Consider the following 26,269-nt stretch of genomic DNA (forward strand, 5'->3'; position numbering starts at 1 on the left):
CTCCGTTCGGCGGAGTGGTCCGACACATGTGTTGCAGCACCTTTCCCACCGCACTTGACTCGTTCTTTGCGGGAGTCCTGCAGAGAGGTGCCTCAGATGCTTTCGGCGAAGAGTCTGTTCCAGGAGATCCTCGACAACGACGAGTCCTTCGCGCTGTTCTGCTCCATCGCCGCCGGCGGCGAGTCGCAGGGGGGCTGGGAGAACGGCCGTATCGCCGCTCTCGTGCCGCCGAGCGAACGCGCCATGGCCGGCAAGATCAGCAGGCACGGGGCCGACGAGGACAAGCACGGCCGCATCTTCCAGGCCCTGATGCGCAAGCGCGGCCTGAAACCGGTACCGGTGCCGCCCGATACCGACTACACGATGCTGCTGGAGAAGTACGGGATCGGCCTGTCGCACGACCGGCTCAGGGCGGAGCAGCCGCTCGCTGTCGAGGACATCGTCGTCTACCTCGCGCACAGCCGGGTCACCGAGCAGCGCGCCGCCGAGCAGATGGACATGCTGCGCGCGTACTTCGCCGACCACCCCGACGTCGGCAAAGCCGTCCGGATGATCTCCCACGACGAGGACAACCACCTGGCGTACACCCACGAGGAGCTGCTGCGGCTCGCGGCCGCCGGCCATGGCCGGCTCATCCAGCGCACCCTGCGCGCGTGCGCCCTCGCCGAGATCCGCATCTACCGCGACGTCAGCCTCGCCGTCATGGCGCACATGGGCCGCATCCTCGGCTGGTCCCGGGCCAGGTCGGCGCTGCTCGCGGCCGGTATCCACGCGGTGTACGCCTGGGAGCGGTTCGCCGGCTGGCACCGGATGGTGTCCCTGCGCATGCCCGAGCGCCGCAACGCGCTCGGCGGAACGGCGCCCACGGCCCCCGAGTTCGCCTGAGCCCGTCCGCCCGGCGCCCACCGGACACGCCCCCGGCCTCACCGACCCGCTCTCACATCCAGCCCCGCCGCTTGAACACCACGTACAGCAGCAGCACCAGGGAGACCATCAGGACGATCAGCGCCGGGTAGGACCACACCCAGTGCAGCTCGGGCATGTGGTCGAAGTTCATGCCGTAGATCCCCGCGATCATCGTGGGCACCGCGGCCATGGCCGCCCACGCCGAGATCTTCCGCATGTCGCCGTTCTGCCGGACGCTCATCTGCGCCAGATGCGCCGACAGGATGTCCGACACCAGCCGGTCCAGGCCCTCCACGGACTCGTTCACCCGCGTGAGATGGTCGCTGACGTCCCGGAAGAACGGCCGCGCCGTGTCGTCCACGAACGGCACGCTCATCCCGAACGCGCCGGTGCCCGCCAGCCTGCTCAGCGGCACCGCGAGCGGCCCCGTCGCCCGCCGGAACTCCAGCACCTGCCGCTTGAAGGTGTATATCCGCGACGCCGTGTGCCGCGAGCCGCCCTCGGCCGGCGAGAACACCTCCGCCTCCAGCTCCTCCAGGTCGGTCTGCAGCTCCGTCGCCACCTCCAGGTAGTGGTCGACCACGGCGTCGGCGATCGCGTACGCCACCGCCGTCGGCCCCTTGCCCAGCAGCTCCGGCTCCTGCTCCAGCCGCCGGCGCACCACGCCCAGCGGCGAACCCTCACCGTGCCGCACGGTCACCACGAAGGCGTCGCCGAGGAACACCATCACCTCGCCGGCCGTGACGGTGTCGCTCTCCGGCTCGTACACCACCGGCTTGAGCACCAGGAACAGCGAGTCGTCGTACACCTCCAGCTTGGGCCGCTGGTGCGCCTTCAGGGCGTCCTCCACGGCCAGCGGATGCAGCGCGAACTCCTGGGTGACATGGTCGAACTCGCGCTCGGTGGGCTCGTACAGGCCGACCCACACGAACCCGCCCACGGCCCGCGCCTCCTCCAGGGCCTCGGAGAAGTCCTGCGGACCTTCCGTCCGCCGGCCGTCGTGGTAGATGGCGCAATCGACGATCACGGAGCGCATTCTCCTTCCTGCGGGCCGACACCGCAGCCCTGCGTACGCCTACCCTGGGGCGCATGCCCACGCTGATCCTCGTAAGGCACGGACGTTCCACCGCCAACACCGAGGGCCTCCTCGCCGGCTGGACGCCCGGCGTCGCCCTCGACGAGCGCGGCACCGAGCAGGCCCGGGCGCTGCCCGGGCGGCTCGCCGCGCTGCCGCTGGCCGAGATCGTCACCAGCCCCCTCCAGCGCTGCCAGGAGACCGTCCGGCCGCTGCTCGACGCCCGCCCCGAACTGACCGCGCACGTCGACGAACGGATCGGCGAGTGCCACTACGGCGACTGGTCCGGCCGCAAGCTCGCCGAGCTGAAGGACGAACCGCTGATGGAGGTCGTCCAGGCCCACCCGTCCGCGGCCGCCTTCCCCGGCGGCGAGTCCATGCGGGCCATGCAGACCCGGGCCGCCGAGGCGGTGCGCGAGTGGAACGCGCGCGTGGAGCGCGACCACGGCGCCGACGCGGTGTACCTGATGTGCTCCCACGGCGACATCATCAAGTCCCTCGTGGCGGACGCGCTCGGCCTGCATCTGGACCTCTTCCAGCGGATCTCTGTCGAACCGTGTTCCATCACCGCGATCCGCTACACCCGGCTGCGGCCCTTCCTGGTGCGCCTCGGCGACACCGGCGACTTCGCCTCCCTGGTGCCGCGCGAGGAGCCGTCCGGCGACGACGCCACCGTGGGGGGTGGTGCGGGCGCACCGTGATCGTCGGCCGCAGTAGGGTGAAGCGGTCGCAGTAGCACCGCGATTGCCCACCACGATTTCTTGGAGCTGGACGTGTCCCGTCAGGTGTTCCTCTACGACCAACCGGACCGCTTCGTGGCCGGTACGGTCGGACTGCCCGGGCGCCGTACCTTCTTCCTGCAGGCCACCGCCGGCGCCCGGGTGACCAGCGTGGCCCTGGAGAAGACCCAGGTCGCCGCGCTCGCCGAGCGCATGGACGAGCTCCTCGACGAGGTCGTACGGCGCAGTGGCGGCAACGCCGCCGTCCCGGCCGTGGCGCCGGCGGAGATCTCCGACACCGCCCCGCTGGAGACTCCCGTCGAGGAGGAGTTCCGGGTGGGCACCATGGCGCTCGCCTGGGACGGCGAGGAGCAGCGCATGATCGTCGAGGCGCAGGCCCTCGTGGAGCTCGACGCCGACTCCGAGGAGGACCTCGCCGAGGCCGAGGAGCGGCTGCTGCAGGACGAGGAGAACGGGCCCCCGATGCTGCGGGTCCGGCTCACCGGCGCCCAGGCCAGAGCGTTCGCCAAGCGCGCCCTCGACGTCGTCAACGCCGGCCGGCCGCCCTGCCCGCTGTGCAGCCTGCCGCTCGACCCGGAGGGACACGTATGTCCGCGCCAGAACGGATACCGCCGCGGAGCGTGACCTCCGCCCAGCTCCTCGCCGAGGGGGAGCTGACGGTGCGAGGACGCATACGGGAGGCCTCCAACGCGGCCCTGTACTGCACGGTGTCCTACGACGGCCGGGAGGCCGCCTGCGTCTACAAGCCCGTCGCCGGTGAGCGCCCCCTGTGGGACTTCCCCGACGGCACCCTCGCCGGGCGCGAGGTCGCCGCGTACGAGGTGTCCGAGGCGACCGGCTGGCAGCTGGTCCCGCCGACCGTGCTGCGCGACGGGCCGTACGGCGAGGGCATGTGCCAGCTGTGGATCGACGTCGAGCCCGAGGGCGCCGAGCTGCTCGCGCTCGTCGACGGCGAGGAGCCGGAGCCGGGCTGGAAGGCGATCGGCTTCGCCGAGGTCGGCGAGGACCGCACCGCCCTGCTCGTGCACGCCGACGACCCGCGGCTGCGGCGGCTCGCCGTCCTGGACGCCGTGATCAACAACGCCGACCGCAAGGGCGGCCATCTGCTGCCCGCCGCCGGGGGACGGCTGTACGGCATCGACCACGGCGTCACCTTCAACGCCGAGAACAAGCTGCGCACCCTGCTGTGGGGCTGGGCGGGGGAGCCGCTGACCGAGGAGGCCGTGGAGGTGCTGACCCGGCTGCGCGCGGAGCTGAAGGAGGGCGCACCGCTCGCCGAGCGGCTCGCCGCTCTGATCACCCCCGCCGAGATCGACGCCACACGCGCGCGTGTCGAGGCGCTGCTCGCCTCCGGGAGGCATCCGGAGCCGAGCGGGGAATGGCCGGCGATTCCCTGGCCACCCGTGTAGGGCGTTCCGACGGGACGCACAGCGCTCCGACGGCAGCACATCGCTCCGACGGCACGCACAGCGCCTCGATGCATACGGGCCGGGAAGACACAAGAGTGCCTTCCCGGCCATCCAGCCCGCTCCGGTTCGTATACCGAACCCCGGTCCGGTTAGGCTCATGACATGCATGCCTGGCCCGCTTCCGAAGTCCCCGCCCTGCCCGGTCAGGGCCGCGACCTGAGGATCCACGACACCGCGACCGGCCAGCTGGTCACCCTCCAGCCCGGTCCCGTCGCCCGCATCTACGTCTGCGGCATCACCCCGTACGACGCCACCCACATGGGACACGCGGCCACCTACAACGCGTTCGACCTCGTGCAGCGCGTGTGGCTCGACACCAAGCGGCAGGTTCACTACGTCCAGAACGTCACCGACGTCGACGACCCGCTGCTGGAGCGCGCGGAGCGGGACGGCCTGGACTGGGTCGCCCTCGCCGAGAAGGAGACGGCCCTCTTCCGCGAGGACATGACCGCACTGCGGATGCTCCCGCCGCGGCACTACATAGGCGCCGTCGAGGCGATACCCGGCATCGTCCCCCTCGTCGAGCGGCTGCGCGACCTCGGCGCCGCCTACGAGCTCGAAGGGGACACCTACTTCTCCGTCGAGTCCGACCCGCACTTCGGCAAGGTCTCGAACCTCGACGCCGCCGCCATGCGGCTGCTGTCCGCCGAGCGGGGCGGCGACCCGGACCGCCCGGGCAAGAAGAACCCGCTCGACCCGATGCTGTGGATGGCCGCCCGCCCCGGCGAGCCGAGCTGGGACGGCGGCACGCTGGGCCGCGGCCGGCCCGGCTGGCACATCGAGTGCGTCGCCATCGCCCTGGACCACTTCGGCATGGGCTTCGACGTGCAGGGCGGCGGAAGCGACCTCGCCTTCCCGCACCACGAGATGGGCGCCTCGCACGCCCAGGTGCTCACCGGCGAGTTCCCGATGGCCAAGGCCTACGTCCACGCCGGCATGGTCGCCCTGCACGGCGAGAAGATGTCCAAGTCCAAGGGCAACCTGGTCTTCGTCTCCGCGCTGCGCCGCGACGGCGTCGACCCCGCCGCCATCCGGCTGGCGCTGCTCGCCCACCACTACCGCGCCGACTGGGAGTGGACCGACCAGGTCCTCGCCGACGCCGTCGCCCGCCTGGAGCGCTGGCGCGCGGCCGTCTCCCGGCCCGACGGCCCCTCCGCCGACGCCCTCGTCGAGGAGATCCGCGACGCCCTCGCCAACGACCTCGACGCCCCGGCGGCCCTCGCCGCCGTCGACCGCTGGGTCGCCCTCCAGCAGGAGCGGGGCGGCACGGACCCCGGCGCCCCCGGCGTCGCCTCCCGCGCGGTGGACGCGCTGCTCGGCGTGGCGCTCTGACCCCGGTGGGGGAAGCGCCCCTGTAAGGGGCGCGGGGAACCGCGCGACCAGCCACAACGAGCCGGTGGACGCAAGACGACCCGTAGTGGCACCCGCCGGCGCGTCGGCACCACGAAGAAGGGGCGCTTCCCAACCCGGGAAGCGCCCCTTCGCCGTACCTCAGTCCTCGGCGTCGTCCTCGTCGTCCTTGGCGCCGCCGCCGGAGGCCGGCGGCCTCGGCTTGCCGCCCGGAGGGCTGACGTCCCGGCGCCGCAGATACCGCTCGAACTCCCGCGCGATCGCCTCGCCCGACGCCTCCGGCAGCTCCGCGGTGTCGCGGGCCTCCTCCAGCGTCTGGACGTACTCGGCCACCTCGCTGTCCTCCGCCGCCAGCTGGTCCACACCCACCTGCCAGGCGCGCGCGTCCTCGGGCAGCTCGCCCAGCGGGATGCGCACGTCGATCAGGTCCTCCAGCCGGTTCAGCAGAGCCAGCGTGGCCTTCGGGTTGGGCGGCTGCGACACGTAGTGCGGCACGGCCGCCCACAGCGACACCGCGGGCACACCCGCGTGCGTGCAGGCCTCCTGGAGCACCCCGACGATCCCGGTGGGACCCTCGTACTTGGTCTCCTCCAGGTCCATCCGGCGTGCCAGGTCAGGATCCGAGGTGGTCCCGCTGATCGGCACCGGACGCGTGTGCGGGGTGTCTCCGAGCAGGGCGCCCAGGATCACCACCAGCTCCACGCCCAACTCGTGCGCGAAGCCCAGCAGCTCGTTGCAGAACGAACGCCAGCGCATGGACGGTTCGATGCCGCGCACCAGCACCAGGTCGCGCGGCTTGTCGCCGCCGACGCGCACCACGGACAACCTTGTCGTCGGCCACGTGATCTTGCGGACGCCTCCGTCCATGAACACCGTGGGGCGGTTCACCTGGAAGTCGTAGTAGTCCTCGGCGTCCAGCGCCGCGAACACCTCGCCCTTCCACTCGCGTTCCAGATGCGCGACCGCCGTCGAGGCGGCGTCGCCGGCATCGTTCCAGCCTTCGAACGCGGCCACCATGACTGGGTCGATCAGCTCGGGAACCCCCTCCAGCTCGATCACCCAGTGCCTCCTTCCGACGAGCCCTCGCTTGACCACCCAACCTTACGGCGTCCGGCGGGGGCGCCCGCAGCCCCCTTGCACGGGGGAGTGAACGGATCACTGCCCCGTTCGCCACCCCCGGACACCCCGGTCCTCACCCGCTCTCCGCGTCGAACCACTCCTTGTCGGCCGCCCAGTGCCGCACCCAGCCGGTGAAGCCCGGCTCGGCGGTCGTATGGCCGAACTCGGCGCCGAAGGGCAGCGCGCCCACATCCGTGACCTGCCATATGTGGCCGCGGTGGGGTCCGCTGACCACCAGGTGCCAGTCCATGCCGCAGCCGTCGGTGCCGAGGACGACCGAGCCGTGGTGGAGGACCCGGTCGATGAGGGCGTCCCGCTCGTCGTCGTCCCTGTCGTCGTCCTCCCACACCCAGGTCTCGGTCAGCGGGAACGGCTTGCTCAGGTCGCGGTCCGCCGCGTCGCCGTCCCAGCCGGTGGGCAGCTCGGTCAGCCCCAGCAGCCCGTAGTCCGGCGGGCCCTGGTGCGAGCCGTCCGTGATCTCCGCGACGAACGTGCGGTACGGCTCCGGCAGGACGATCCCGTGCTCTGCCTCGAAGGCGCGCACGGCCTCCCAGCCGAGCGCCGAGGCACCCCCGTCGTCGACTCCGAAAGCGGCCCGCAGGGCGTCGAGTTCGGCCGGGTCCGCGTGGTCGTTGTTCATGTCCCCCTGCATATCACCCGGCACCGACACCCCCGTGGGCAGGCGAAAGGGGCGGCTCTGTGCGGGGAGCCGCCCCTTTGCCTGTGTAGGGCCGTCCGGCCGTCGACTGCCCTGCCGGCCCTACTTCTTGTCGAGCAGGTCCTGGACCCTCGCCCGCACCTCGTCCGTGGCCAGGCCGCGGATCGTCAGCGTGGTGCGGCGGCGCAGCACGTCGTCCGCCGTCTCGGCCCACTCGTGGTCGCGGGCGTAGACGACCTGCGCCCAGATCTCCGGGGCGTCCGGGTGGACCCGCTCGCCCAGCTCCGGGTTCTCGTTGGCCAGGCGGGCGATGTCGAACGCCAGCGAGCCGTAGTGCGTCGCCAGGTGCTTGGCGGTGTCCGCGGCCATGCGCGGGCCGGGCGCCGGACGGTCGACCAGCAGCCGGTGCGCGACCGCCCGCGGGTTGGCCACACCGGGCAGCGGCAGCTTCTTCGGCAGCGAGGAGATCGGCTCGAAGTCGTCACCGAGCGGGTGGCCCGGCAGCGCCTCCAGCTTCTGCATCACCGTACGGCCGATGTGGCGGAAGGTGGTCCACTTGCCGCCCGCGACGGACAGCATGCCGCCCTTGCCCTCGGTCACCACCGTCTCGCGCTTGGCCTTGGCGGTGTCGCCGGGGCCGCCCGGCAGCACCCGCAGACCCGCGAAGGAGTACGTGATCAGGTCCCGGCTCAGCTGCTGGTCCCGGATCGAGAACGCGGCCTCGTCCAGGATCTGGGCTATGTCCTTGTCGTTGACCGCGACGTCCGCCGGGTCGCCCTCGTACTCCTCGTCGGTCGTGCCGAGCAGCAGCATGTCCTCCCAGGGGAGGGCGAAGGTGATGCGGTACTTGTCGATCGGCGTGGCCAGCGCCGCCTTCCACGGCGAGGTGCGCTTGAGGACCAGGTGCGCGCCCTTGGACAGGCGGATCGACGGCGCCGCGTTCGGGTCCTCCATCCGGCGCAGGTGGTCGACCCACGGGCCGGTCGCGTTGAGCACCAGGCGGGCGTTGACGCCGAACTCCTCACCGGACAGGCGGTCGCGCAGGTCGGCGCCGGTCACCCGGCCCTTGGTGAAGCGCAGACCGGTCACCTCGGCGTGGTTGAGGACGACCGCGCCCGCGTCGACGGCCGCGCGGACCGTCATCAGCGCCATACGCGCGTCGTTCATCTGGTCGTCGCCGTACACGGCCACGGCCTTGAGGTTCTCGGTGCGCAGCTCCGGCACGTCCTGCGCCGCCTTGGCGGGGGAGAGCAGGTGGCCGACGCCGTCACCGAACGCGGAGAGCGCGGAGTAGGCGAAGACGCCCGCGCCCAGCTTCGCCGCGCCGTGCGGCCCGCCCTTGTACACGGGGAGGTAGAACGTGAGCGGGTTCGCCAGGTGGGGGGCCACCTGACGGGAGACCGCACGGCGCTCGAAGTGGTTCTCCGCCACCAGCTTCACCGCACCGGTCTGCAGGTAGCGCAGACCGCCGTGGAGCAGCTTGGAGGAGGCGGAGGACGTGGCGCCGGCGAAGTCGCCGGCGTCCACCAGAGCCACCCTGAGGCCGGACTGCGCGGCGTGCCAGGCGGTGGAGATGCCCAGGATGCCGCCGCCGATCACGAGAAGGTCGTACGACGCCTTGGAAAGCTGCTCCCTGGTCTCGGCCCGGCTCGGGTTCGAGCCGGAGGCCGGGTGCGTCCCCAGGGCAGGCACGGACTGCAGGGTGGACTTGGTGGTCATGCGGTTCTTACTCCTCGTCCTCAAGCCAGCCCATGGTCCGCTCGACGGCCTTGAGCCAGTTCTTGTACTCACGGTCGCGGGTTTCCGCGTCCATGCGGGGGGTCCACTCGGCGGCCCGGCGCCAGTTGGCGCGCAGGTCGTCGGTGCTGTTCCAGAAGCCGACGGCGAGACCGGCGGCGTAGGCGGCGCCGAGGCAGGTCGTCTCGGCGACCATGGGGCGCACCACGGGTGCGTCCAGCACGTCCGAGAGGGTCTGCATCAGCAGGTTGTTGGCGGTCATGCCGCCGTCGACCTTGAGGGTCACCAGCTCGACGCCGGAGTCCTTGACCATGGCGTCGGCGATCTCCCGGGTCTGCCAGGCGGTGGCCTCCAGGACGGCGCGCGCGAGGTGCGCCTTGGTGACGTACCGGGTCAGGCCGGCGATCACACCGCGGGCGTCGGAGCGCCAGTGCGGGGCGAACAGGCCGGAGAAGGCCGGCACGAAGTAGGCGCCGCCGTTGTCCTCGACCGACAGCGCGAGCGTCTCGATCTCGGCGGCGGTGGAGATCAGGCCCATCTGGTCGCGCATCCACTGCACCAGCGAGCCGGTGACGGCGATCGAGCCCTCCAGGGCGTAGACCGTGTCCTGGTCGCCGATCTTGTAGCCGACGGTGGTGAGCAGACCGGCGTAGGAGTTGATGATCTTGTCGCCGGTGTTCATCACCATGAAGGTGCCGGTGCCGTACGTCGACTTGGTCTCGCCCTCGGCGAAGCAGGTCTGGCCGAACAGGGCCGCCTGCTGGTCGCCGAGCGCGGAGGCGACCGGGATGCCGCCGAGCAGGTCGCCCAGCTTGCCGCCCTTGATCTCGCCGTAGACCTCGGCGGAGGAGCGGATCTCGGGCAGGATCTGCAGCGGCACGCCGATCGACTCGGCGATCTTGTCGTCCCACTCCATGGTGTGCAGGTTCATCAGCATGGTGCGGGACGCGTTGGTGACGTCGGTGACGTGCTTGCCGCCGTCCGTGCCACCGGTCAGGTTCCAGATGACCCAGGTGTCCATGGTGCCGAAGAGGATGTCCCCGGCCTCGGCGCGCTCCTTGAGGCCCTCGACGTTGTCGAGCAGCCAGCGGGCCTTGGGGCCGGCGAAGTAGGAGGCCAGCGGCAGGCCGGTCTCGCGGCGGAAGCGGTCCTGGCCGACGTTGCGGCCGAGTTCCCTGCACAGGGCGTCGGTGCGGGTGTCCTGCCAGACGATGGCGTTGTGGACGGGCTCCCCGGTGTTCTTGTCCCACAGCACGGTGGTCTCGCGCTGGTTGGTGATGCCGATGGCCTTGATGTCGTCGCGGGTGATGCCGGCCTTGGCGATCGCTCCGGCGACGACCTCCTGGACGTTGGTCCAGATCTCGGTGGCGTTGTGCTCGACCCAGCCCGGCTTGGGGAAGATCTGCTCGTGCTCCTTCTGGTCGACGGAGACGATCCGGCCGTCCCGGTCGAAGACGATGCAGCGGCTGGAGGTGGTGCCCTGGTCGATGGCGGCGATGAAGGGGCCGGCGGTGTGCGCGTCGGTCACTGTGTGCTCCTGGAAGATCCGTCGTTGTGGGGCTGATGGATACGGCGCGTGCAGTGCTCGGTGGTCCGCGAGGGAGGTCTCGTCAGGTCCTCACGAACATCCTGAGCTGGCTCCTACGCGAATGCGACGTTGTAGAGGCCAGCGGCGATGGCGCCGCCGATCAGCGGGCCGATCACCGGGATCCAGGCGTAGCCCCAGTCGGAGCCGCCCTTGTTGGGCAGGGGCAGCAGGGCGTGCACGATGCGCGGACCGAGGTCGCGGGCGGGGTTGATGGCGTAGCCGGTCGGGCCGCCGAGGGACAGACCGATCGAGACGACCACCAGCGCGGTGATCAGACCGCCCAGGATGCCCAGGCCGTTGCCCTTGTCGTTCAGGCCCTGGGTGAGGACCGCGAGGATCAGCACGACGGTGCCGATGATCTCCGTGAGCAGGTTCTGCACCGTGTTCCGGATCTCCGGACCGGTGGAGAAGATACCGAGGACCGGGCCGGCCCCCTTCTCCTGCGCCTCGACAGCCTTGGCCGTGGTGGCCTGCGCGCCCGGACCGCCGACGATCTCCTTGTCGGTCAGGTGCGCCTGGAACTGGCCGTAGTAGGTCACCCAGACCAGGGCCGCGCCGATCATCGCGCCGAGCAGCTGACCGGCGAAGTAGACCGGGACGTTCGTCCAGTCGCTGTCCTTGATGGCCAGGGCGACGGTGACGGCCGGGTTGAGGTGGGCACCGGAGAGCGGGCCGGAGATGTACACGGCCGTCAGCACGGCGAAACCCCAGCCGAAGGCGATGGCGAGCCAGCCGGCGTTGCGGGCCTTGGAGGCCTTCAGGGTCACGGCGGCGCACACGCCGCCGCCGAGGAGGATGAGTATGGCGGTACCGATGGTCTCGCCGATGAAGATGTCGGAGCTGGACACCCGCGACTCCTTTGTCCTTCGTCCAGGGAAGCCGAACTCCCGGGTCCCACCGGGGTTGCGGCGCCCTCGGGGATGAGAGCGAATCCGGTCCCTTGGCGTTGTCACACTCTAGCGCGTATTGCCGGTAGGTGTTCGACAATGCCGACCGATGGACGGGAGTCTTGCTTCGCCTTCACAGGTGCGTCAAGAGGTCTGGGCAACACCTCTGGCATCGAAAGCCCGATCGTTACTGATCGCTATGTGCGACCTCCGCCGCGAGCGGGCACGACCAGGGGCCGGAGCGCTGACCCAGCGCTCCGGCCCCATGGTGGACACGTCGTCTCAGAACCGCCCGGCGCCCAGGTCCCGCGACACCGCACGGGCGCAGTCCCGCACCGCCGCGATCAGCTCGGGGCGCAGCTCCCCGTCCCGGCGCACCCGCTCCACGGCACCCGTGATGCCGACCGCGCCCACCGGCATCCGCCGCCGGTCGTGGATGGGCGCGGCGATGGACGCGACGCCCTCCCAGGTCTCCTCCACGTCGGCCGCGTAGCCACGCGCGCGTGTGACGTCGAGGATGTGCTCGAAGTCGTCCGGGTCGCACACCGTGCGGTCCGTGAAGGCCTTGCGGTCGGCCTCCAGCGCCTCGCTGTGCGCCACCGGGTCGTAGGCCGACAGCACCTTGCCCAGCGCGGTGGAGTGCAGCGGCTGCATGGCCCCTATCTCCAGCACCTGCCGGCTGTCGTCGGGCCTGAAGACGTGGTGAACGATCAGCACGCCCTGCTGGTGCAGCACGCCCAGATAGACGCTCTCCCCGCTGGAGCGGGCCAGGTCGTCCGTCCACACCAGGGCGCGCGCCCGCAGCTCGTGCACGTCGAGATAGGTGGTGCCCAGGCGCAGCAGCTCCGCGCCCAGCTGGTAGCGCCCGGAGGCGTCGTCCTGCTCCACGAAGCCCTCCTGCTGGAGGGTGCGCAGGATGCCGTGCGCGGTGCCTTTGGCGAGGCCCAGCGACGAGGCGATGTCCGACAGGCCCAGTCGTCGCTCACCACCCGCGAGCAGCCGCAGCATCGCGGCCGCCCGCTCCAGCGACTGGATGTTCCGTGCCATCGCCGTCCTGCCTCCGTCCCCATCGACCGCACACGCCCGGTGTCCCCACCGTCGTTCGGCAATGTCGAACACTACCGGTCCATGCCGACCTCCCGCCAATGGTCGGACGGTACTTGTTACGCCATGTGCCGGTGATCGGCCACACCGGGCGGCCCCCAGGACCTGTCGAGGAAAGCGGCGTCGCGCGGCAGGCGCCATCTTCGCAACCGGCCCGGGTCCCACCCGTCCGCCCCGTGGACGCTCTGCCCATCCTCCAGAAGACCCGGTTAGGCTGGCGCCGTGCGCCTGGCCGGAAATCCGCCCGGGAAGCCGCATAGCCGACAGCCGTCGCATCCAAGGGAGCCCCTCCATGGCCTCGTCGCCGCTGACCCCTTCCGCCGACAGCCGGACCCGTGCGTCCGAGCTCCGTGAGGCGCTCGCCACCCGTGTGGTGGTCGCCGACGGAGCCATGGGCACCATGCTCCAGGCGCAGGAACCCACGCTGGAGGACTTCCAGCAGCTGGAGGGCTGTAACGAGGTCCTCAACGTCACCCGCCCGGACATCGTCCGCTCGGTGCACGCCGCGTACTTCGACGCGGGCGTCGACTGCGTGGAGACCAACACCTTCGGCGCCAACCTCACCGCCCTGGGCGAGTACGACATCCCCGAGCGGGTCGCCGAGCTGTCGGAGGCGGGTGCGCGGATCGCCCGGGAGACGGCCGACGAGTTCGCCGCCCGCGACGGCCGCAGCCGCTGGGTGCTGGGCTCCATGGGCCCCGGCACCAAGCTGCCCACCCTCGGCCACACCACGTTCGACGCGATCCGCGACGCCTACCAGGCCAACGCCGAGGGCCTCCTGGCCGGCGGCGCCGACGCGCTGCTGGTGGAGACCACGCAGGACCTGCTGCAGACCAAGGCGTCCGTGATCGCCGCCCGCCGCGCGATGGAGACGGCCGGCTACGACGTCCCGCTGATCGTCTCGGTGACCGTGGAGACCACCGGCACCATGCTGCTCGGCTCGGAGATCGGCGCGGCGCTGACCGCGCTGGAGCCGCTGGGCATCGACATGATCGGCCTGAACTGCGCGACCGGCCCGGCGGAGATGAGCGAGCACCTGCGCTACCTCGCCCGGCACGCGCGCGTGCGGCTGTCCTGCATGCCCAACGCCGGACTGCCCGTCCTGACCAAGGACGGCGCCCACTACCCGCTCACCGCGCCGGAGCTCGCCGACGCGCAGGAGAACTTCGTCCGCGACTACGGCCTGTCCCTGGTGGGCGGCTGCTGCGGCACCACGCCCGAGCACCTGCGGCAGGTCGTGGAGCGGGTGCGCGGCCTCGCCCCCGGCGAGCGCGACCCGCGCCCCGAGCCGGGCGCCGCCTCCCTCTACCAGACGGTGCCGTTCCGGCAGGACACCTCCTACCTGGCCATCGGTGAGCGCACCAACGCCAACGGGTCGAAGAAGTTCCGCGAGGCCATGCTGGAGGGCCGCTGGGACGACTGCGTGGAGATGGCGCGCGAGCAGATCCGCGAGGGCGCGCACATGCTCGACCTGTGCGTGGACTACGTCGGCCGCGACGGTGTGGCCGACATGCAGGAGCTGGCCGGCCGCTTCGCGACCGCCTCCACGCTGCCGATCGTGCTGGACTCCACCGAGGTCGACGTCATCCAGGCCGGCCTGGAGAAGCTGGGCGGCCGCGCGGTGATCAACTCGGTGAACTACGAGGACGGCGACGGCCCCGAGTCCCGCTTCGCGAAGGTCACCCAGCTGGCCCGCGAGCACGGTGCGGCGCTGATCGCGCTGACCATCGACGAGGAGGGCCAGGCCCGCACCCCGGAGAAGAAGGTGGAGATCGCCGAGCGGCTGATCGACGACCTGACCGGGAACTGGGGCATCCGTGAGGAGGACATCCTCATCGACACCCTCACCTTCACCATCTGCACCGGCCAGGAGGAGTCCCGCAAGGACGGCCTGGCCACCATCGAGGCCATCCGGGAGCTGAAGAAGCGCCACCCGGCCGTGCAGACCACCCTCGGCCTGTCCAACATCTCCTTCGGCCTGAACCCGGCCGCCCGCATCCTGCTGAACTCCGTGTTCCTGGACGAGTGCGTCAAGGCGGGCCTGGACTCGGCGATCGTGCACGCCTCCAAGATCCTGCCGATCGCCCGCTTCGACGAGGAGCAGGTCACCACGGCCCTGGACCTGATCTACGACCGCCGCTCCGAGGGCTACGACCCGCTGCAGAAGCTCATGCAGCTGTTCGAGGGCGCCACCGCCAAGTCCCTGAAGGCCTCCAAGGCCGAGGAGCTGGCCGCGCTGCCGCTGGAGGAGCGCCTCAAGCGCCGCATCATCGACGGCGAGCGCAACGGCCTGGAAGCCGACCTCGACGAGGCCCTGCAGTCCCGCCCGGCCCTCGACATCGTCAACGAGACCCTGCTGGACGGCATGAAGGTGGTCGGTGAGCTCTTCGGCTCCGGCCAGATGCAGCTGCCGTTCGTGCTGCAGTCCGCCGAGGTGATGAAGACCGCGGTCGCCTACCTCGAACCGCACATGGAGAAGACCGACGAGGCCGGCAAGGGCACCATCGTGCTGGCCACCGTGCGCGGCGACGTCCACGACATCGGCAAGAACCTCGTCGACATCATCCTGTCCAACAACGGCTACAACGTGGTCAACCTGGGCATCAAGCAGCCCGTCTCCGCGATCCTGGAGGCCGCCGAGGAGCACCGGGCCGACGTGATCGGCATGTCCGGGCTGCTGGTGAAGTCCACCGTGATCATGAAGGAGAACCTGGAGGAGCTCAACGCCCGCGAGCTCGCCGGCAAGTACCCGGTCATCCTCGGCGGCGCCGCCCTCACCCGCGCCTACGTCGAGCAGGACCTGCACGAGATCTACCAGGGCGAGGTCCGCTACGCCCGCGACGCCTTCGAGGGCCTGCGCCTGATGGACGCCCTCATCGGCATCAAGCGCGGCGTGCCCGGCGCCAAGCTCCCCGAGCTCAAGCAGCGCCGGGTGCGCGCCGCCACGGTCGAGGTCGAGGAACGCCCGCAGGAGGGCCACGTCCGCTCCGACGTGGCCACCGACAACCCGGTGCCCACCCCGCCGTTCTGGGGCACCCGCGTCGTCAAGGGCATCCAGCTCAAGGAGTACGCCTCCTGGCTCGACGAGGGCGCCCTGTTCAAGGGCCAGTGGGGCCTGAAGCAGGCCCGCACCGGCGAGGGCCCCACCTACGAGGAGCTCGTCGAGACCGACGGCCGGCCCCGGCTGCGCGGCCTGCTGGAGCGGCTGCAGACGGAGAACCTGCTGGAGGCGGCCGTCGTCTACGGCTACTTCCCGTGCGTGTCCAAGGACGACGACCTGATCATCCTGGACGAGGCCGGAAACGAGCGCACCCGCTTCACCTTCCCGCGCCAGCGCCGCGGCCGCCGGCTGTGCCTGGCGGACTTCTTCCGCCCGGAGGAGTCCGGCGAGACCGACGTCGTCGGCCTCCAGGTCGTCACCGTCGGCTCCCGCATCGGCGAGGAGACCGCGCGCATGTTCGAGGCCAACGCCTATCGCGACTACCTCGAACTGCACGGCCTGTCCGTCCAGCTCGCCGAGGCCCTCGCCGAGTACTGGCACGCACGCGTGCGCGCCGAGCTCGGCTTCGCCGGCGAGGACCCCGACCGGATCGAGGCCATGTTCGAGCTGAAGTACCGCGGCGCCCGCTTCTCGCTCGGCTACGGCGCCTGCCCCGACCTGGAGGACCGCGCCAAGATCGCCGACCTCCTGAAGCCGGAACGCATCGGCGTCCACCTCTCCGAGGAGTTCCAGCTGCACCCCGAGCAGTCCACCGACGCCATCGTGATCCACCACCCGGAGGCCAAGTACTTCAACGCACGGTGACGTCACCCGACACAACGTGACAGGCGTCTCAGCACGCCGACCGAAATCGACGTACACTGGTCGGTCCACCGCAGGCCGGTTCCCCCTCGGGAACCGGCCTGGTCGTCCCTCAAGGAGGTACGCCGGATGACGACAACGGTCCCCGCGCTCGGAACCGGTACAGCCGAAGACTCCGCCCTGCAGGCCGTGCTCCTCGACATGGACGGAACCCTGGTGGACACCGAGGGCTTCTGGTGGGACGTCGAGGTAGAGGTGTTCTCCGCCCTCGGCCACACCCTGGACGACGCCTGGCGCCATGTCGTGGTGGGCGGCCCCATGACCCGCAGCGCCGGGTTCCTGATCGAGGCCACCGGCGCCGACATCACCCTCGCCGAGCTGACCCTGCTGCTCAACCAGGGCTTCGAGGACCGTATCGACACCGCCCTGCCGATGATGCCCGGCGCCGCCCGGCTGCTGGCCGAACTGCACCAGCACGGCATCCCCACGGCCCTGGTCTCCGCCTCCCACCGGCGCATCATCGACCGCGTGCTGACCACGCTCGGCGCCCACCACTTCTCCCTGAGCATCGCCGGCGACGAGGTCTCCCGCACCAAGCCGCACCCCGACCCCTACCTGCTCGCCGCGGCCGGCCTCGGCGTGAACCCCACCCGGTGCGCGGTCGTCGAGGACACCGCCACCGGGGTCGCGGCAGCCGAGGCCGCGGGCTGCCACGTCGTCGCCGTACCCTCGGTGGCCCCCATCAGCCCGGCCGCCCGGCGCACCGTCGTCACCTCGCTGGAAGAAGTCGATCTCGCATTTCTGCGCGGCCTGATGACGGAAATGCGATAACCGTTCACCCTGTGTACCGCGCCGATTGACCGGCATTTCCACAACGGCGGCACCACGGCACTCCGCTGAATTCACGCCGCGTCACGCGCCGAATTCAAGCCCCCGCACCCCTCCGCGCCCGTGTGACGTTCCCCACGCCCGGAGGCCTCGACAGGCGTGGCGCACTGTGCTGACCACCCCTCAAGGCGGCCACAGGGCGCACCCTTGTGTCCCGATTGATGAAACCCTGCACGAATCCTTCCGCTGTCGGGTTTTCGTTGTGTCCCCGCCCGGTTTCGCTCCGTGATGAGACCTCAACTCCACTGGCTGCCAACCCTGGTGCGGGCGCGGACTAATCTCGTCGCGAGAACATCGCCCCTTACCCCCGTGCTCGGCTGCGACACCCCTGCATGCCCGATACACGGAGTCAGACGCTCTGGAGAAACACGAGCATGAACCGCAAGACTCTGGTGCTGCCGGCCATGGCCGGCCTGCTCGCACCCGTGCTCGCCGCCTGCGGCGGGTCCGACAGCGGCAGCTCAGGCGGCAACGCCATCGCCGTCGGCACCACGGACCGGTTCACCGCCACCAAGGACGTTCCCGCACCGCTGGACCCGGCCTACGCCTACGACGTCGGCACCTGGAACGTCCTGCGCCAGACCGTGCAGACCCTCATGATCCAGCCCAAGGGCGGCGGCCAGCCCGTGCCCGAGGCGGCCCAGAGCTGCGGCTTCACCGACAGCGGCAACGAGCGCTACGCCTGCAAGCTGCGCGACGGACTGACCTTCTCCGACGGCAGCCCCGTCACCGCGAACGCCGTGAAGTACTCCGTCGACCGCGCACTCGCCATCCAGGCCGACTCCGGCGTCGCGGGCCTGCTGTCCACCATCGACACCGTCGAGACGCAGGGCGACAAGGAGGTCGTCTTCCACCTGAAGACCTCCGACGCGACCTTCCCCTACAAGCTGTCCACCCCGGTCGCCGGCATCGTCAACCCCGCCGACTACCCCAAGGACAAGCTGCGCGAAGGGTTCTCCGTGGACGGCTCCGGGCCGTACACCCTCAAGGCCGAGACCGAGGGCGGCTCCGTCAGCAAGGCCGTGTTCACCAAGAACCCCTCCTACAAGGGGTCGCTGACCGTGAACAACGACAAGGTCGAACTGGTCTCCTTCGACAACGCCGACGCCATGGGCGCCGCGCTGGAGAAGGGCGACATCGACCTGATGACCCGCACCATGACGCCGGACCAGGTCAAGAAGCTGTCCGCCGACCCGGGCAAGAACATCGACCTGGTCGAGATGCCCGGCCTGGAGATCCGCTACCTCGCCTTCAACACCAGCGCGCCCACCGTCAAGACCAAGGCCGTCCGCCAGGCCGTCGCCCAGGTCGTCGACCGCGCCGCACTGGTCTCCCAGGTCTACGGCGACCAGGCCGAGCCGCTGTACTCGCTGGTCCCGGCGACCGTCACCGGCCACTCCAACTCGTTCTTCAACACGTACGGCGACCCGAGCACCTCCAAGGCCAAGTCGCTGCTGGACAAGGCCGGCATCTCCACCCCGGTCAAGCTGACCCTGCACTACACCACCGACCACTACGGCGCCGCCACCAAGCGGGAGTTCGAGGTGCTCCAGCAGCAGCTCAACGCCAGCGGTCTGTTCGACGTCCAGATCCAGGGCACCGCCTGGGACGCGTTCGTGCCCGCCCAGCGCAAGGGCAGCTACGACGTGTGGGGCATGGGCTGGTTCCCTGACTTCCCGGACGCCGACAACTACCTCGCGCCGTTCCTCGACAAGGACAACTTCCTCAAGTCGCCGTACCACAACAGCGACATCATCAACCACCTGATCCCCCAGTCCCGGCGCCAGGCCGACCGGCTGGCCGCCTCCGGCAGCCTGACCGACATCCAGGACATCGTGGCCGATGACGTGCCCGTCCTGCCGCTGTGGCAGGGTAAGCAGTACGTCGCCGCACGGGACGACGTCACGGGCACCGCCTACGCGCTGAACAACACCTCGACCCTGCAACTGTGGGAGCTCGGCCGCGGTGTGAGCGGCTGACGCACCTGCCCGGGGCCCGGGACCGGGCCCCGGGTCGTCGGAGAACCGAAGACAAGGCACACGTACGTGAACATGCGCAACCAGTGGCCGGTCCTGCCCATCGTGGCAGGGCTGGCCTCCGGCCTGTTGACCGGATGTGGAACGGAGAACGGCGATTCCGGGGGGACCGGCTCCGCCGTGGTGATGGGGATGTCCGACGACGTCCTGGCCACGGACCCCGCCTCCGGATACGACCCCGGATCCTGGCTGTTGTTCAACAACGTCTTCCAGTCGCTGCTCAGCTTCCCCGAGGGAGCAACCGAGCCGCAGCCGGAAGCGGCGAAGAGTTGCGGCTTCACCGACACCCAGGCCCAGGTCTACCGGTGCACCCTCAAGGACGGCCTGAAGTTCAGCAACGGTGACCCGCTCACCTCGAAGGACGTGAAGTTCTCCTTCGACCGCATGCTGAAGATCAACGACCCCGCCGGTCCGGCGATCATGTTCCCGATGCTCGACTCGGTCGAGACACCGGACGACAAGACGGTCGTCTTCCAGCTCAAGACCTCCGACGCGACCTTCCCCAGCAAGATCGCCTCCGGTGCCGGCTCCATCGTCGACCACACCCAGTACGACGCGAACGGCCTGCGCAAGGACGGCAAGGCCGTCGGCTCCGGCCCCTACAAGCTGGACTCCTTCAACGACGAAGAGGCCGTCTTCTCCGTCAACGAGCACTACCAGGGCACCGCGAAGGTGAAGAACTCCGGCGTGACGCTGAAGTTCTTCCACGACGACCGGGCCGCCCTCAAGAAGGCCCTCCTCGACGACGAGATCGACGCCGCCTACCGAGGCCTGAGCGCCGCCGACATCGCCGACGTACAGAAGAGCGGCAACAGTTCGGGCGTCGAGGTCATCGAGGGCACCAGCGCCGAGGTCCAGCACCTGGTCTTCAACATGAACGACCCGGTCGCCTCCAAGCCCGCCGTCCGCAAGGCCATCGCCTACCTCCTGGACCGCGACGCCCTCATCCGCGACGTCTACCAGGGCACCGCGACCCCGCTGTACTCGATCATCCCGGCCGGCATCACCGGCCACAACACGGCCTTCTTCGACACCTACGGCGCCCGCCCCTCCCGGTCCAAGGCCGCCGCCGCGCTGAACGCCGCCGGTATCAGCGGCAAGGTGAAGCTCACCCTGTGGTCCACGCCGTCCCGCTACGGCCCCTCCACCGACGAGGAGCTGAAGGCGATAGCCGGCCAGCTCAACGCCAGCGGACTGTTCGAGGCCGACGTGAAGTCGGTGGCCTTCGAGCAGTACGAGAAGGACATCGCGGCCGGCAAGTACGGCGTGTACGTCAAGGGCTGGGTGCCCGACTACCCGGACGCCGACAACTTCACCGCGCCCTTCTTCGGCAAGGGCAACGTGCTCGGCAACAACTACACCAACAAGACCATCACCGGCAGGCTCCTGCCGCAGACCGCCGCGCAGAGCGACCGCGCCTCCACCGGCAAGGAGTTCGGCGAACTCCAGGACATCGTCGCCGACGACATCCCCGTCCTGCCCATCTGGCAGGGCAAGCAGTACGCGGTCGCCCGGGACGGCGTCTACGGCCTGGAGTACTGCCTCGACGCCTCCACCGTGTTCCGCTTCTGGGCCCTGCACAAGGGCTGAGCCGACGGCCGCCCGCCAAGGCCCGTGACACACGCAAGGGCGCCCCTTCCTCCACGATCGACCGGGGGAGGGGGCGCCCTTGTTCCGTGCCGGGGGCCGGCGGAACGGCCGGCTACTGCGCGCCCGGACGCACCAGACCGCTCTCGTACGCGTACACCGCGGCCTGCACCCGGTCACGCAGACCCAGCTTGGTCAGCACGTGACCCACATGCGTCTTGACCGTCGTCTCACTGACGAACAGGTCCGCGGCGATCTCGGCGTTGGACAGGCCGCGGGCGACCAGCTTCAGCACCTCGACCTCACGGTCGGTCAGCGTGTGCAGCGTGTCCGGGACCGGCTCCTCGCCCGACGGCAGATGAGTGGCGTACTTGTCCAGCAGCCGCCGCGTGATGCTGGGCGCCAGCATCGCCTCACCGGCCGCCACCACCCGGATCGCCTGCACCAGCTCGTTGGCGGGCGCGTCCTTCAGCAGGAAGCCGCTGGCCCCGGCGCGCAGCGCCTCCACGACGTACTCGTCGAGGTCGAACGTGGTCAGCACCAGCACCTTGGCCGGACCGTCCCGCTCCGGCCCGGTGATCTGCCGGGTCGCCTCGACACCGTCCATCCGGGGCATCCGGATGTCCATCAGCACCACATCGGGCTGCAGGGCACGCACCTGGTCGAGCGCCTGGAGGCCGTCCCCGGCCTCGCCGACGACCGCGATGTCCTGCTCGGCCTCCAGAATCATCCGGAAGCCCGTACGCAGCAGCGGCTGGTCGTCGACCAGTAGGACACGGATGGCCACGTGAGTCTCCTTCGCTCGTCCGGCCCCATTCTGCCCTGACCCGCCCGCCAGTTCGGCCCCAGGGGGACGCGGCCCGGCCGGTCAGGCGCCGCCGGACTGGGCCGGCCGCACCGGCAGCGGATAGGGCGGGGGAGTGCCGCCGAACTCCGGGCAGTGCGCCTGGTGGTCGCACCAGCCGCACAGCTTCGTCGGCCGCGGCCGCCACTCGCCGGTCTCCGTGGCCCGGCGGATGGCCTCCCACAGCGCCAGCAGCTTGCGCTCCACCCGCTCCAGGTCGGCCAGGACCGGGTCGTACGTCAGCACATCCCCACTGCCCAGGTACACCAGCTGCAGCCGCCGGGGCACCACGTTCTTCAGCCGCCACACGACCAGCGCGTAGAACTTCATCTGGAACAGGGCGCCCTCGGCGTACTCCGGCCTCGGCGCCTTGCCCGTCTTGTAGTCGACGATCCGCACCTCACCGGTGGGCGCCACGTCCACCCGGTCGATGATCCCGCGCAGCCTCAGCCCCGACTCCAGCTCGGCCTCCACGAACAGCTCCCGCTCCGCGGGCTCCAGCCGGGTCGGGTCCTCCAGCGTGAACCAGCGCTCCACGAGCCGCTCGGCCTCCGCCAGCCACTGCGCCAGCCGCTCGCCGTCCGGATCGTCGGCGAACAGCTCGCTCACCTCCGGACGGCTCTCCCGCAGCCGCTCCCACTGCCCCGGGATGAGCGACTTGGCGCGCGGCGCCGTCCGCTCACCGGCCGGGGCGTCGAACAGCCGCTCAAGCACCGCGTGCACCAGCGTGCCCCGGGTGGCCGCCGCGCTCGGCTTCTCGGGCAGCCGGTCGATCACCCGGAACCGGTACAGCAACGGGCACTGCATGAAGTCACTGGCACGAGAGGGGGACAGCCCGACCGGCGCCCCCCGCCCCGCTCCCGACCCACCGGCCACCGGCGCGTCACCGGCGGGCGCGGCCTCGGGATGCCCGTCCTCACCCGCGGCGACGGAGACCTCCGGCGAGGCGGGATCCACCGGGGGCGGCGCCGCCACGCCCGACCCGGGCGTCCCGGCGACGGCGGGCGCGTCGGGGACACGAGCGGCGCCGTCGCCCGGGGTGCCGCCCGCGGGCGCGTCGGGGACAAGAGCGGCCACTTCGCCCGGCGTGCCGTGCACGGGCCCGTCGGTGACCGGAGCCGTGCCGTCGGCCGGAGCCGTGCCGTCGGCCGGCACCCCGTCCGCGGACTCGGGGCCGTCACCCGGACGCGAGGTCCGCTGGGCCGGCGCGGTGCCGGTGGGGTCGGGCGCGGTGCCGCTGGGGTCGGCTGCGGCACCGGTGAGGTCGGCTGGGGTGCCGTTGGATTCTGCCGCCGTGCCACCGGGGTCGGCCGCGCTGCCGCTGAGGTCGGTCGCCGTGCCACCGGGGTCGGCCGCCGTGCCGCTGGAGTCGGCTGGGGTGCCGCTGGTGTCGGCCGCAGCACCGGAGTCGGCGGCGTTGTCGCTGGAGTCGGCCGCGATGCCAGTGGAGTCGGCTGCCGTGCCGCCGGAGGCGGGCGTGGCCGGGGACGGGCTCGCTGCGGGCCGTATCGACGACGTGTCCGCGTTCGCCTCGGCCTCCGTGGCGGTCACCCCCGCGACCCCGTGCCCCGGCTCCTGGGCCGGCACGGTCGCGGACAGCCGCTCCCCTGCCGCCGACACGACGCCCGCACCGGACGGAGGCCGCACCACTTCGGTGCCGCCGCCGCTCGGCTCGGCCGTGCCCTCGCTGCTCGTCTCCATGCCCCCAGACCTTACGGCCCGGCACTGACAGCGACCCAACCCGGCGGCGCGGCACGAGGGGTACGGCACGGCGAACACAGGGGGTGCCGGGGCGGAACGCGCCGCCACGGACGCATACCATCGACCCGAGACCCTTCCGGCCGGCCGGCTCGGAAGACGCTTCGAACGAGGGGACACCGTGGACGAGAGCGGCCGGAGCGCGCAGCCGCGGTCGGGCGACGACGAGGCGGCCGAGCAACACGCAGGTCCGCCCACCCCGCCCGCCGCCCCCGCACACCCCGAGCCGCCCGAGAGCCACGGGGCGTCCGAGGAACCCCGGGAAGAGGGGACGGCCCACACACCGGCCCCGAAGCCCACGGCACCGGACCCCGCCGCCCCGTCGGACCGCCCGAGCGAGCAGCCCGCCCCCGGCGAGCAAGCCCCCGCCGGCTCCGGCGAGACCCAGGGCACCCCCCACCAGCCCCCCACCCCGGACCTGCACCCCGACCGCAGCCACGCCCACTCCGCCCCCGAACGGCACACCCCCGCCGGCAAACGCCCCCCGCGGCCCCCGGAGCCGCGCAGCGGCCTGCTCATGGGACGCCCCTTCGGCGTGCCCGTCTACGTGGCGCCCAGCTGGTTCCTCGTCGCCGCCCTGATCACCTGGGTCTTCGGCGGCCAGCTCGACCGCGTGCTCCCCGAACTCGGAGCCGCCCGCTACCTCGTCTCCCTCTTCTTCGCGGTCGCCTTCTACGCCTCCGTGCTCGTCCACGAACTCGCCCACACCGTCGCCGCCCTCCGCTTCAAGCTCCCGGTGCGCCGCATCCAGCTCCAGTTCTTCGGCGGCGTCAGCGAGATCGAGAAGGAGGCCGAGACCCCCGGCCGGGAGTTCTGGCTGGCCTTCGTCGGCCCCCTGCTCTCCCTCGTCCTGGCCGGCGTCTTCTACCTCGCCATGCAGCCCGTCGAGCCCGGCACCGTCCCCGGCGTGCTGCTCGCCGGGCTGATGGTCTCCAACCTCATCGTGGCGATCTTCAACCTGCTGCCCGGCCTCCCCCTGGACGGCGGCCGCATGCTCCGCGCCGTCGTCTGGAAGATCACCGGCAGGCCCATGAGCGGCACCGTCGCCGCCGCCTGGGTCGGCCGCGCCCTCGCCGTCTCCGTCCTGATCGGCCTGCCGCTGCTCACCCAGTCCGGCGCGCTCGGCTCCACCGCCGAGGACAACGTCGGCATGGACACCGTCACCGACGCCCTGCTCGCCGCCATCCTCGCCGCGATCATCTGGACCGGAGCCGGCAACAGCCTGCGCGTCGCCCGGCTGCGCGAGCACCTGCCCGAACTGCGCGCCCGCAACCTCACCCGGCGCGCGGTCCCCGTGCACACCGACACCCCGCTCTCCGAAGCCCTGCGCCGCGCCAACGACGCCGGCGCCCGCGCCCTCGTCGTCGTCGACACCGACGGCGAACCCGTCTCCCTGGTCCGCGAGGCCGCCATCGTCGGCGTCCCCGAACACCGCCGCCCCTGGGTCGCGGTCAGCGGCCTCGCCCAGGAGATCACCGACGGTATGCGGGTCTCCGCCGAACTCGCCGGCGAGGACCTCCTGGAGGTCCTGCGCGCCACCCCCGCCACCGAGTACCTGGTGGTCGAGGAGACCGGCGAGATCTACGGCGTCCTCTCCGCCGCCGACGTCGAGCGCGCCTTCGTCAAGGCCATGGCCCGCCCCTCCTAGGCCCTCCCAGGCCCCGGCCCGGTGGTCAACGCCCCCGGCAAACCCCGGTACGCTGGTCACATGTCCGAACCGACCGGTGCCGCCCGCCGCCGCGGGCCCTTCAAGGTCGGGGACCAGGTACAGCTGACCGACCCCAAGGGTCGCCACTACACGTTCACGCTCGAAGCCGGGAAGAACTTCCACACCCACAAGGGGTCCTTCCCGCACGACGAACTGATCGGCGCTCCCGAGGGCAGCGTTGTCCGCACCACCGGCAACGTCGCCTACCTCGCGCTGCGCCCCCTGCTCCCCGACTACGTCCTGTCCATGCCCCGCGGGGCAGCCGTCGTCTACCCCAAGGACGCGGGGCAGATCCTCGCCTTCGCCGACATCTTCCCCGGCGCCCGCGTCGTGGAGGCCGGCGTCGGCTCCGGCTCGCTCAGCAGCTTCCTGCTGCGGGCCATCGGCGACCAGGGCATGCTGCACAGCTACGAGCGGCGCGAGGACTTCGCCGAGATCGCCAAGCAGAACGTGGAGCGCTACTTCGGCGGCCCGCACCCGGCCTGGCAGCTCACCGTCGGCGACCTCCAGGACAACCTGTCCGACACCGACGTCGACCGCGTCATCCTCGACATGCTCGCCCCCTGGGAGTGCCTGGAGGCCGTCTCCAAGGCGCTGGTGCCCGGCGGCATCGTCTGCTGCTACGTCGCCACCACCACCCAGCTCGCCCGGACCGTGGAGTCCATCCGGGAGATCGGCTGCTTCAACGAGCCGACCGCCTGGGAGACCATGATCCGCAACTGGCACATCGAGGGCCTCGCCGTCCGCCCGGACCACCGGATGATCGGCCACACCGGCTTCCTGCTCACCGCCCGCCGCCTCGCCGACGGCGTCGAGCCGCCCATGCGCCGCCGCCGCCCCGCCAAGGGCGCCTACGGCGAGGACTACAGCGGCCCCAACGCCGACGGAGGCCTCGGCCGCTGAGCCGGGCCGACAACGGCTTCAACGCGACGACGCCGCCGCCCAGTTCCCGCACCCCGCGTGGAACTCGGCGGCGGCGCCGTCGTCTTGAGCCGCCCACCCGGCACCCGCCA

General features: G+C 71.2%; 20 protein-coding genes. 11 read left to right on the forward strand and 9 right to left on the reverse strand.

The window, feature by feature from the left end:
• Positions 1 to 96: 96 nt before the first annotated feature.
• The gene (locus C3489_RS14430) at positions 97 to 885 is read left to right on the forward strand and encodes a hypothetical protein (RefSeq protein ID WP_103782200.1); all 789 of its coding nucleotides are present in this window, start codon (positions 97 to 99) and stop codon (positions 883 to 885) included.
• A 52-nt stretch (positions 886 to 937) separates the two neighbouring features.
• On the opposite strand, the gene corA is transcribed toward C3489_RS14430, so the two are convergent.
• Positions 938 to 1,933, reverse strand: a complete 996-nt coding sequence (gene corA / locus C3489_RS14435) for a magnesium/cobalt transporter CorA (protein ID WP_181139671.1) — start codon at positions 1,931 to 1,933, stop codon at positions 938 to 940.
• A gap of 62 nt (positions 1,934 to 1,995) precedes the next feature.
• Here corA and C3489_RS14440 point away from each other — a divergent pair, with 62 nt between their 5' ends.
• The 4 genes from C3489_RS14440 to mshC all read left to right on the forward strand — a co-directional run bounded on the left by C3489_RS14440 (position 1,996) and on the right by mshC (position 5,522).
• Entirely contained in the window at positions 1,996 to 2,682 is a 687-nt protein-coding gene (locus C3489_RS14440) for a histidine phosphatase family protein (RefSeq protein WP_103782202.1), read from the forward strand.
• A 72-nt stretch (positions 2,683 to 2,754) separates the two neighbouring features.
• Positions 2,755 to 3,345 (forward strand): DUF3090 domain-containing protein, encoded by a 591-nt coding sequence (locus tag C3489_RS14445; RefSeq protein ID WP_103782261.1) that lies wholly within the window; start codon positions 2,755 to 2,757, stop codon positions 3,343 to 3,345.
• The gene (locus tag C3489_RS14450; protein ID WP_103782203.1) at positions 3,309 to 4,130 is read left to right on the forward strand and encodes an SCO1664 family protein; all 822 of its coding nucleotides are present in this window, start codon (positions 3,309 to 3,311) and stop codon (positions 4,128 to 4,130) included. Before C3489_RS14445 ends, C3489_RS14450 begins: the two co-directional genes overlap by 37 nt.
• A gap of 162 nt (positions 4,131 to 4,292) precedes the next feature.
• Positions 4,293 to 5,522: a cysteine--1-D-myo-inosityl 2-amino-2-deoxy-alpha-D-glucopyranoside ligase gene (mshC, locus tag C3489_RS14455; protein ID WP_103782204.1), complete on the forward strand. Its 1,230-nt coding sequence runs from the start codon at positions 4,293 to 4,295 to the stop codon at positions 5,520 to 5,522.
• A 159-nt stretch (positions 5,523 to 5,681) separates the two neighbouring features.
• On the opposite strand, the gene C3489_RS14460 is transcribed toward mshC, so the two are convergent.
• From C3489_RS14460 to C3489_RS14485, 6 genes are all read right to left on the reverse strand, one after another.
• Positions 5,682 to 6,599, reverse strand: coding sequence for a PAC2 family protein (locus C3489_RS14460; RefSeq protein ID WP_103782205.1), 918 nt, complete (start codon positions 6,597 to 6,599; stop codon positions 5,682 to 5,684).
• 133 nt (positions 6,600 to 6,732) lie between these two features.
• On the reverse strand, positions 6,733 to 7,299 hold the full coding sequence (locus C3489_RS14465; protein WP_103782206.1) for an SMI1/KNR4 family protein: 567 nt from the start codon (positions 7,297 to 7,299) through the stop codon (positions 6,733 to 6,735).
• A gap of 120 nt (positions 7,300 to 7,419) precedes the next feature.
• A complete protein-coding gene (locus C3489_RS14470) occupies positions 7,420 to 9,036 on the reverse strand; it encodes a glycerol-3-phosphate dehydrogenase/oxidase (protein WP_103782207.1) in 1,617 nt (538 codons plus the stop codon).
• Between the two features lie 7 nt (positions 9,037 to 9,043).
• Positions 9,044 to 10,582, reverse strand: a complete 1,539-nt coding sequence (glpK, locus tag C3489_RS14475; RefSeq protein WP_103782208.1) for a glycerol kinase GlpK — start codon at positions 10,580 to 10,582, stop codon at positions 9,044 to 9,046.
• Between the two features lie 113 nt (positions 10,583 to 10,695).
• On the reverse strand, positions 10,696 to 11,490 hold the full coding sequence (locus C3489_RS14480; protein WP_103782209.1) for an MIP/aquaporin family protein: 795 nt from the start codon (positions 11,488 to 11,490) through the stop codon (positions 10,696 to 10,698).
• 321 nt (positions 11,491 to 11,811) lie between these two features.
• The gene (locus tag C3489_RS14485) at positions 11,812 to 12,576 is read right to left on the reverse strand and encodes an IclR family transcriptional regulator (protein ID WP_103782210.1); all 765 of its coding nucleotides are present in this window, start codon (positions 12,574 to 12,576) and stop codon (positions 11,812 to 11,814) included.
• A 349-nt stretch (positions 12,577 to 12,925) separates the two neighbouring features.
• Between C3489_RS14485 and metH the strand changes: the two genes are divergently transcribed.
• The 4 genes from metH to C3489_RS14510 all read left to right on the forward strand — a co-directional run bounded on the left by metH (position 12,926) and on the right by C3489_RS14510 (position 20,949).
• Complete coding sequence (gene metH, locus C3489_RS14490) at positions 12,926 to 16,438, forward strand: methionine synthase (protein ID WP_103782211.1); 3,513 nt, start codon at positions 12,926 to 12,928, stop codon at positions 16,436 to 16,438.
• 126 nt (positions 16,439 to 16,564) lie between these two features.
• The gene (locus C3489_RS14495) at positions 16,565 to 17,266 is read left to right on the forward strand and encodes an HAD family phosphatase (protein WP_103782212.1); all 702 of its coding nucleotides are present in this window, start codon (positions 16,565 to 16,567) and stop codon (positions 17,264 to 17,266) included.
• 431 nt (positions 17,267 to 17,697) lie between these two features.
• The gene (locus tag C3489_RS14505; RefSeq protein WP_103782214.1) at positions 17,698 to 19,302 is read left to right on the forward strand and encodes an ABC transporter substrate-binding protein; all 1,605 of its coding nucleotides are present in this window, start codon (positions 17,698 to 17,700) and stop codon (positions 19,300 to 19,302) included.
• A 66-nt stretch (positions 19,303 to 19,368) separates the two neighbouring features.
• Positions 19,369 to 20,949, forward strand: coding sequence for an ABC transporter substrate-binding protein (locus tag C3489_RS14510; RefSeq protein WP_103782215.1), 1,581 nt, complete (start codon positions 19,369 to 19,371; stop codon positions 20,947 to 20,949).
• A 112-nt stretch (positions 20,950 to 21,061) separates the two neighbouring features.
• On the opposite strand, the gene C3489_RS14515 is transcribed toward C3489_RS14510, so the two are convergent.
• Both C3489_RS14515 and C3489_RS14520 read right to left on the reverse strand, forming a co-directional pair.
• Positions 21,062 to 21,733, reverse strand: a complete 672-nt coding sequence (locus C3489_RS14515) for a response regulator transcription factor (RefSeq protein WP_103782216.1) — start codon at positions 21,731 to 21,733, stop codon at positions 21,062 to 21,064.
• An 81-nt stretch (positions 21,734 to 21,814) separates the two neighbouring features.
• Complete coding sequence (locus tag C3489_RS14520; protein ID WP_374936745.1) at positions 21,815 to 22,747, reverse strand: RecB family exonuclease; 933 nt, start codon at positions 22,745 to 22,747, stop codon at positions 21,815 to 21,817.
• A gap of 922 nt (positions 22,748 to 23,669) precedes the next feature.
• Here C3489_RS14520 and C3489_RS14525 point away from each other — a divergent pair.
• Together C3489_RS14525 and C3489_RS14530 are read left to right on the forward strand one after the other, a co-directional pair.
• Entirely contained in the window at positions 23,670 to 25,196 is a 1,527-nt protein-coding gene (locus C3489_RS14525) for a site-2 protease family protein (protein WP_103782217.1), read from the forward strand.
• A gap of 60 nt (positions 25,197 to 25,256) precedes the next feature.
• Positions 25,257 to 26,159, forward strand: a complete 903-nt coding sequence (locus C3489_RS14530) for a tRNA (adenine-N1)-methyltransferase (RefSeq protein ID WP_103782218.1) — start codon at positions 25,257 to 25,259, stop codon at positions 26,157 to 26,159.
• Positions 26,160 to 26,269 lie beyond the last annotated feature (110 nt).

The sequence above is a fragment of the Streptomyces sp. Ru71 genome (assembly GCF_002920535.1).
Lineage (GTDB): Bacteria > Actinomycetota > Actinomycetes > Streptomycetales > Streptomycetaceae > Streptomyces.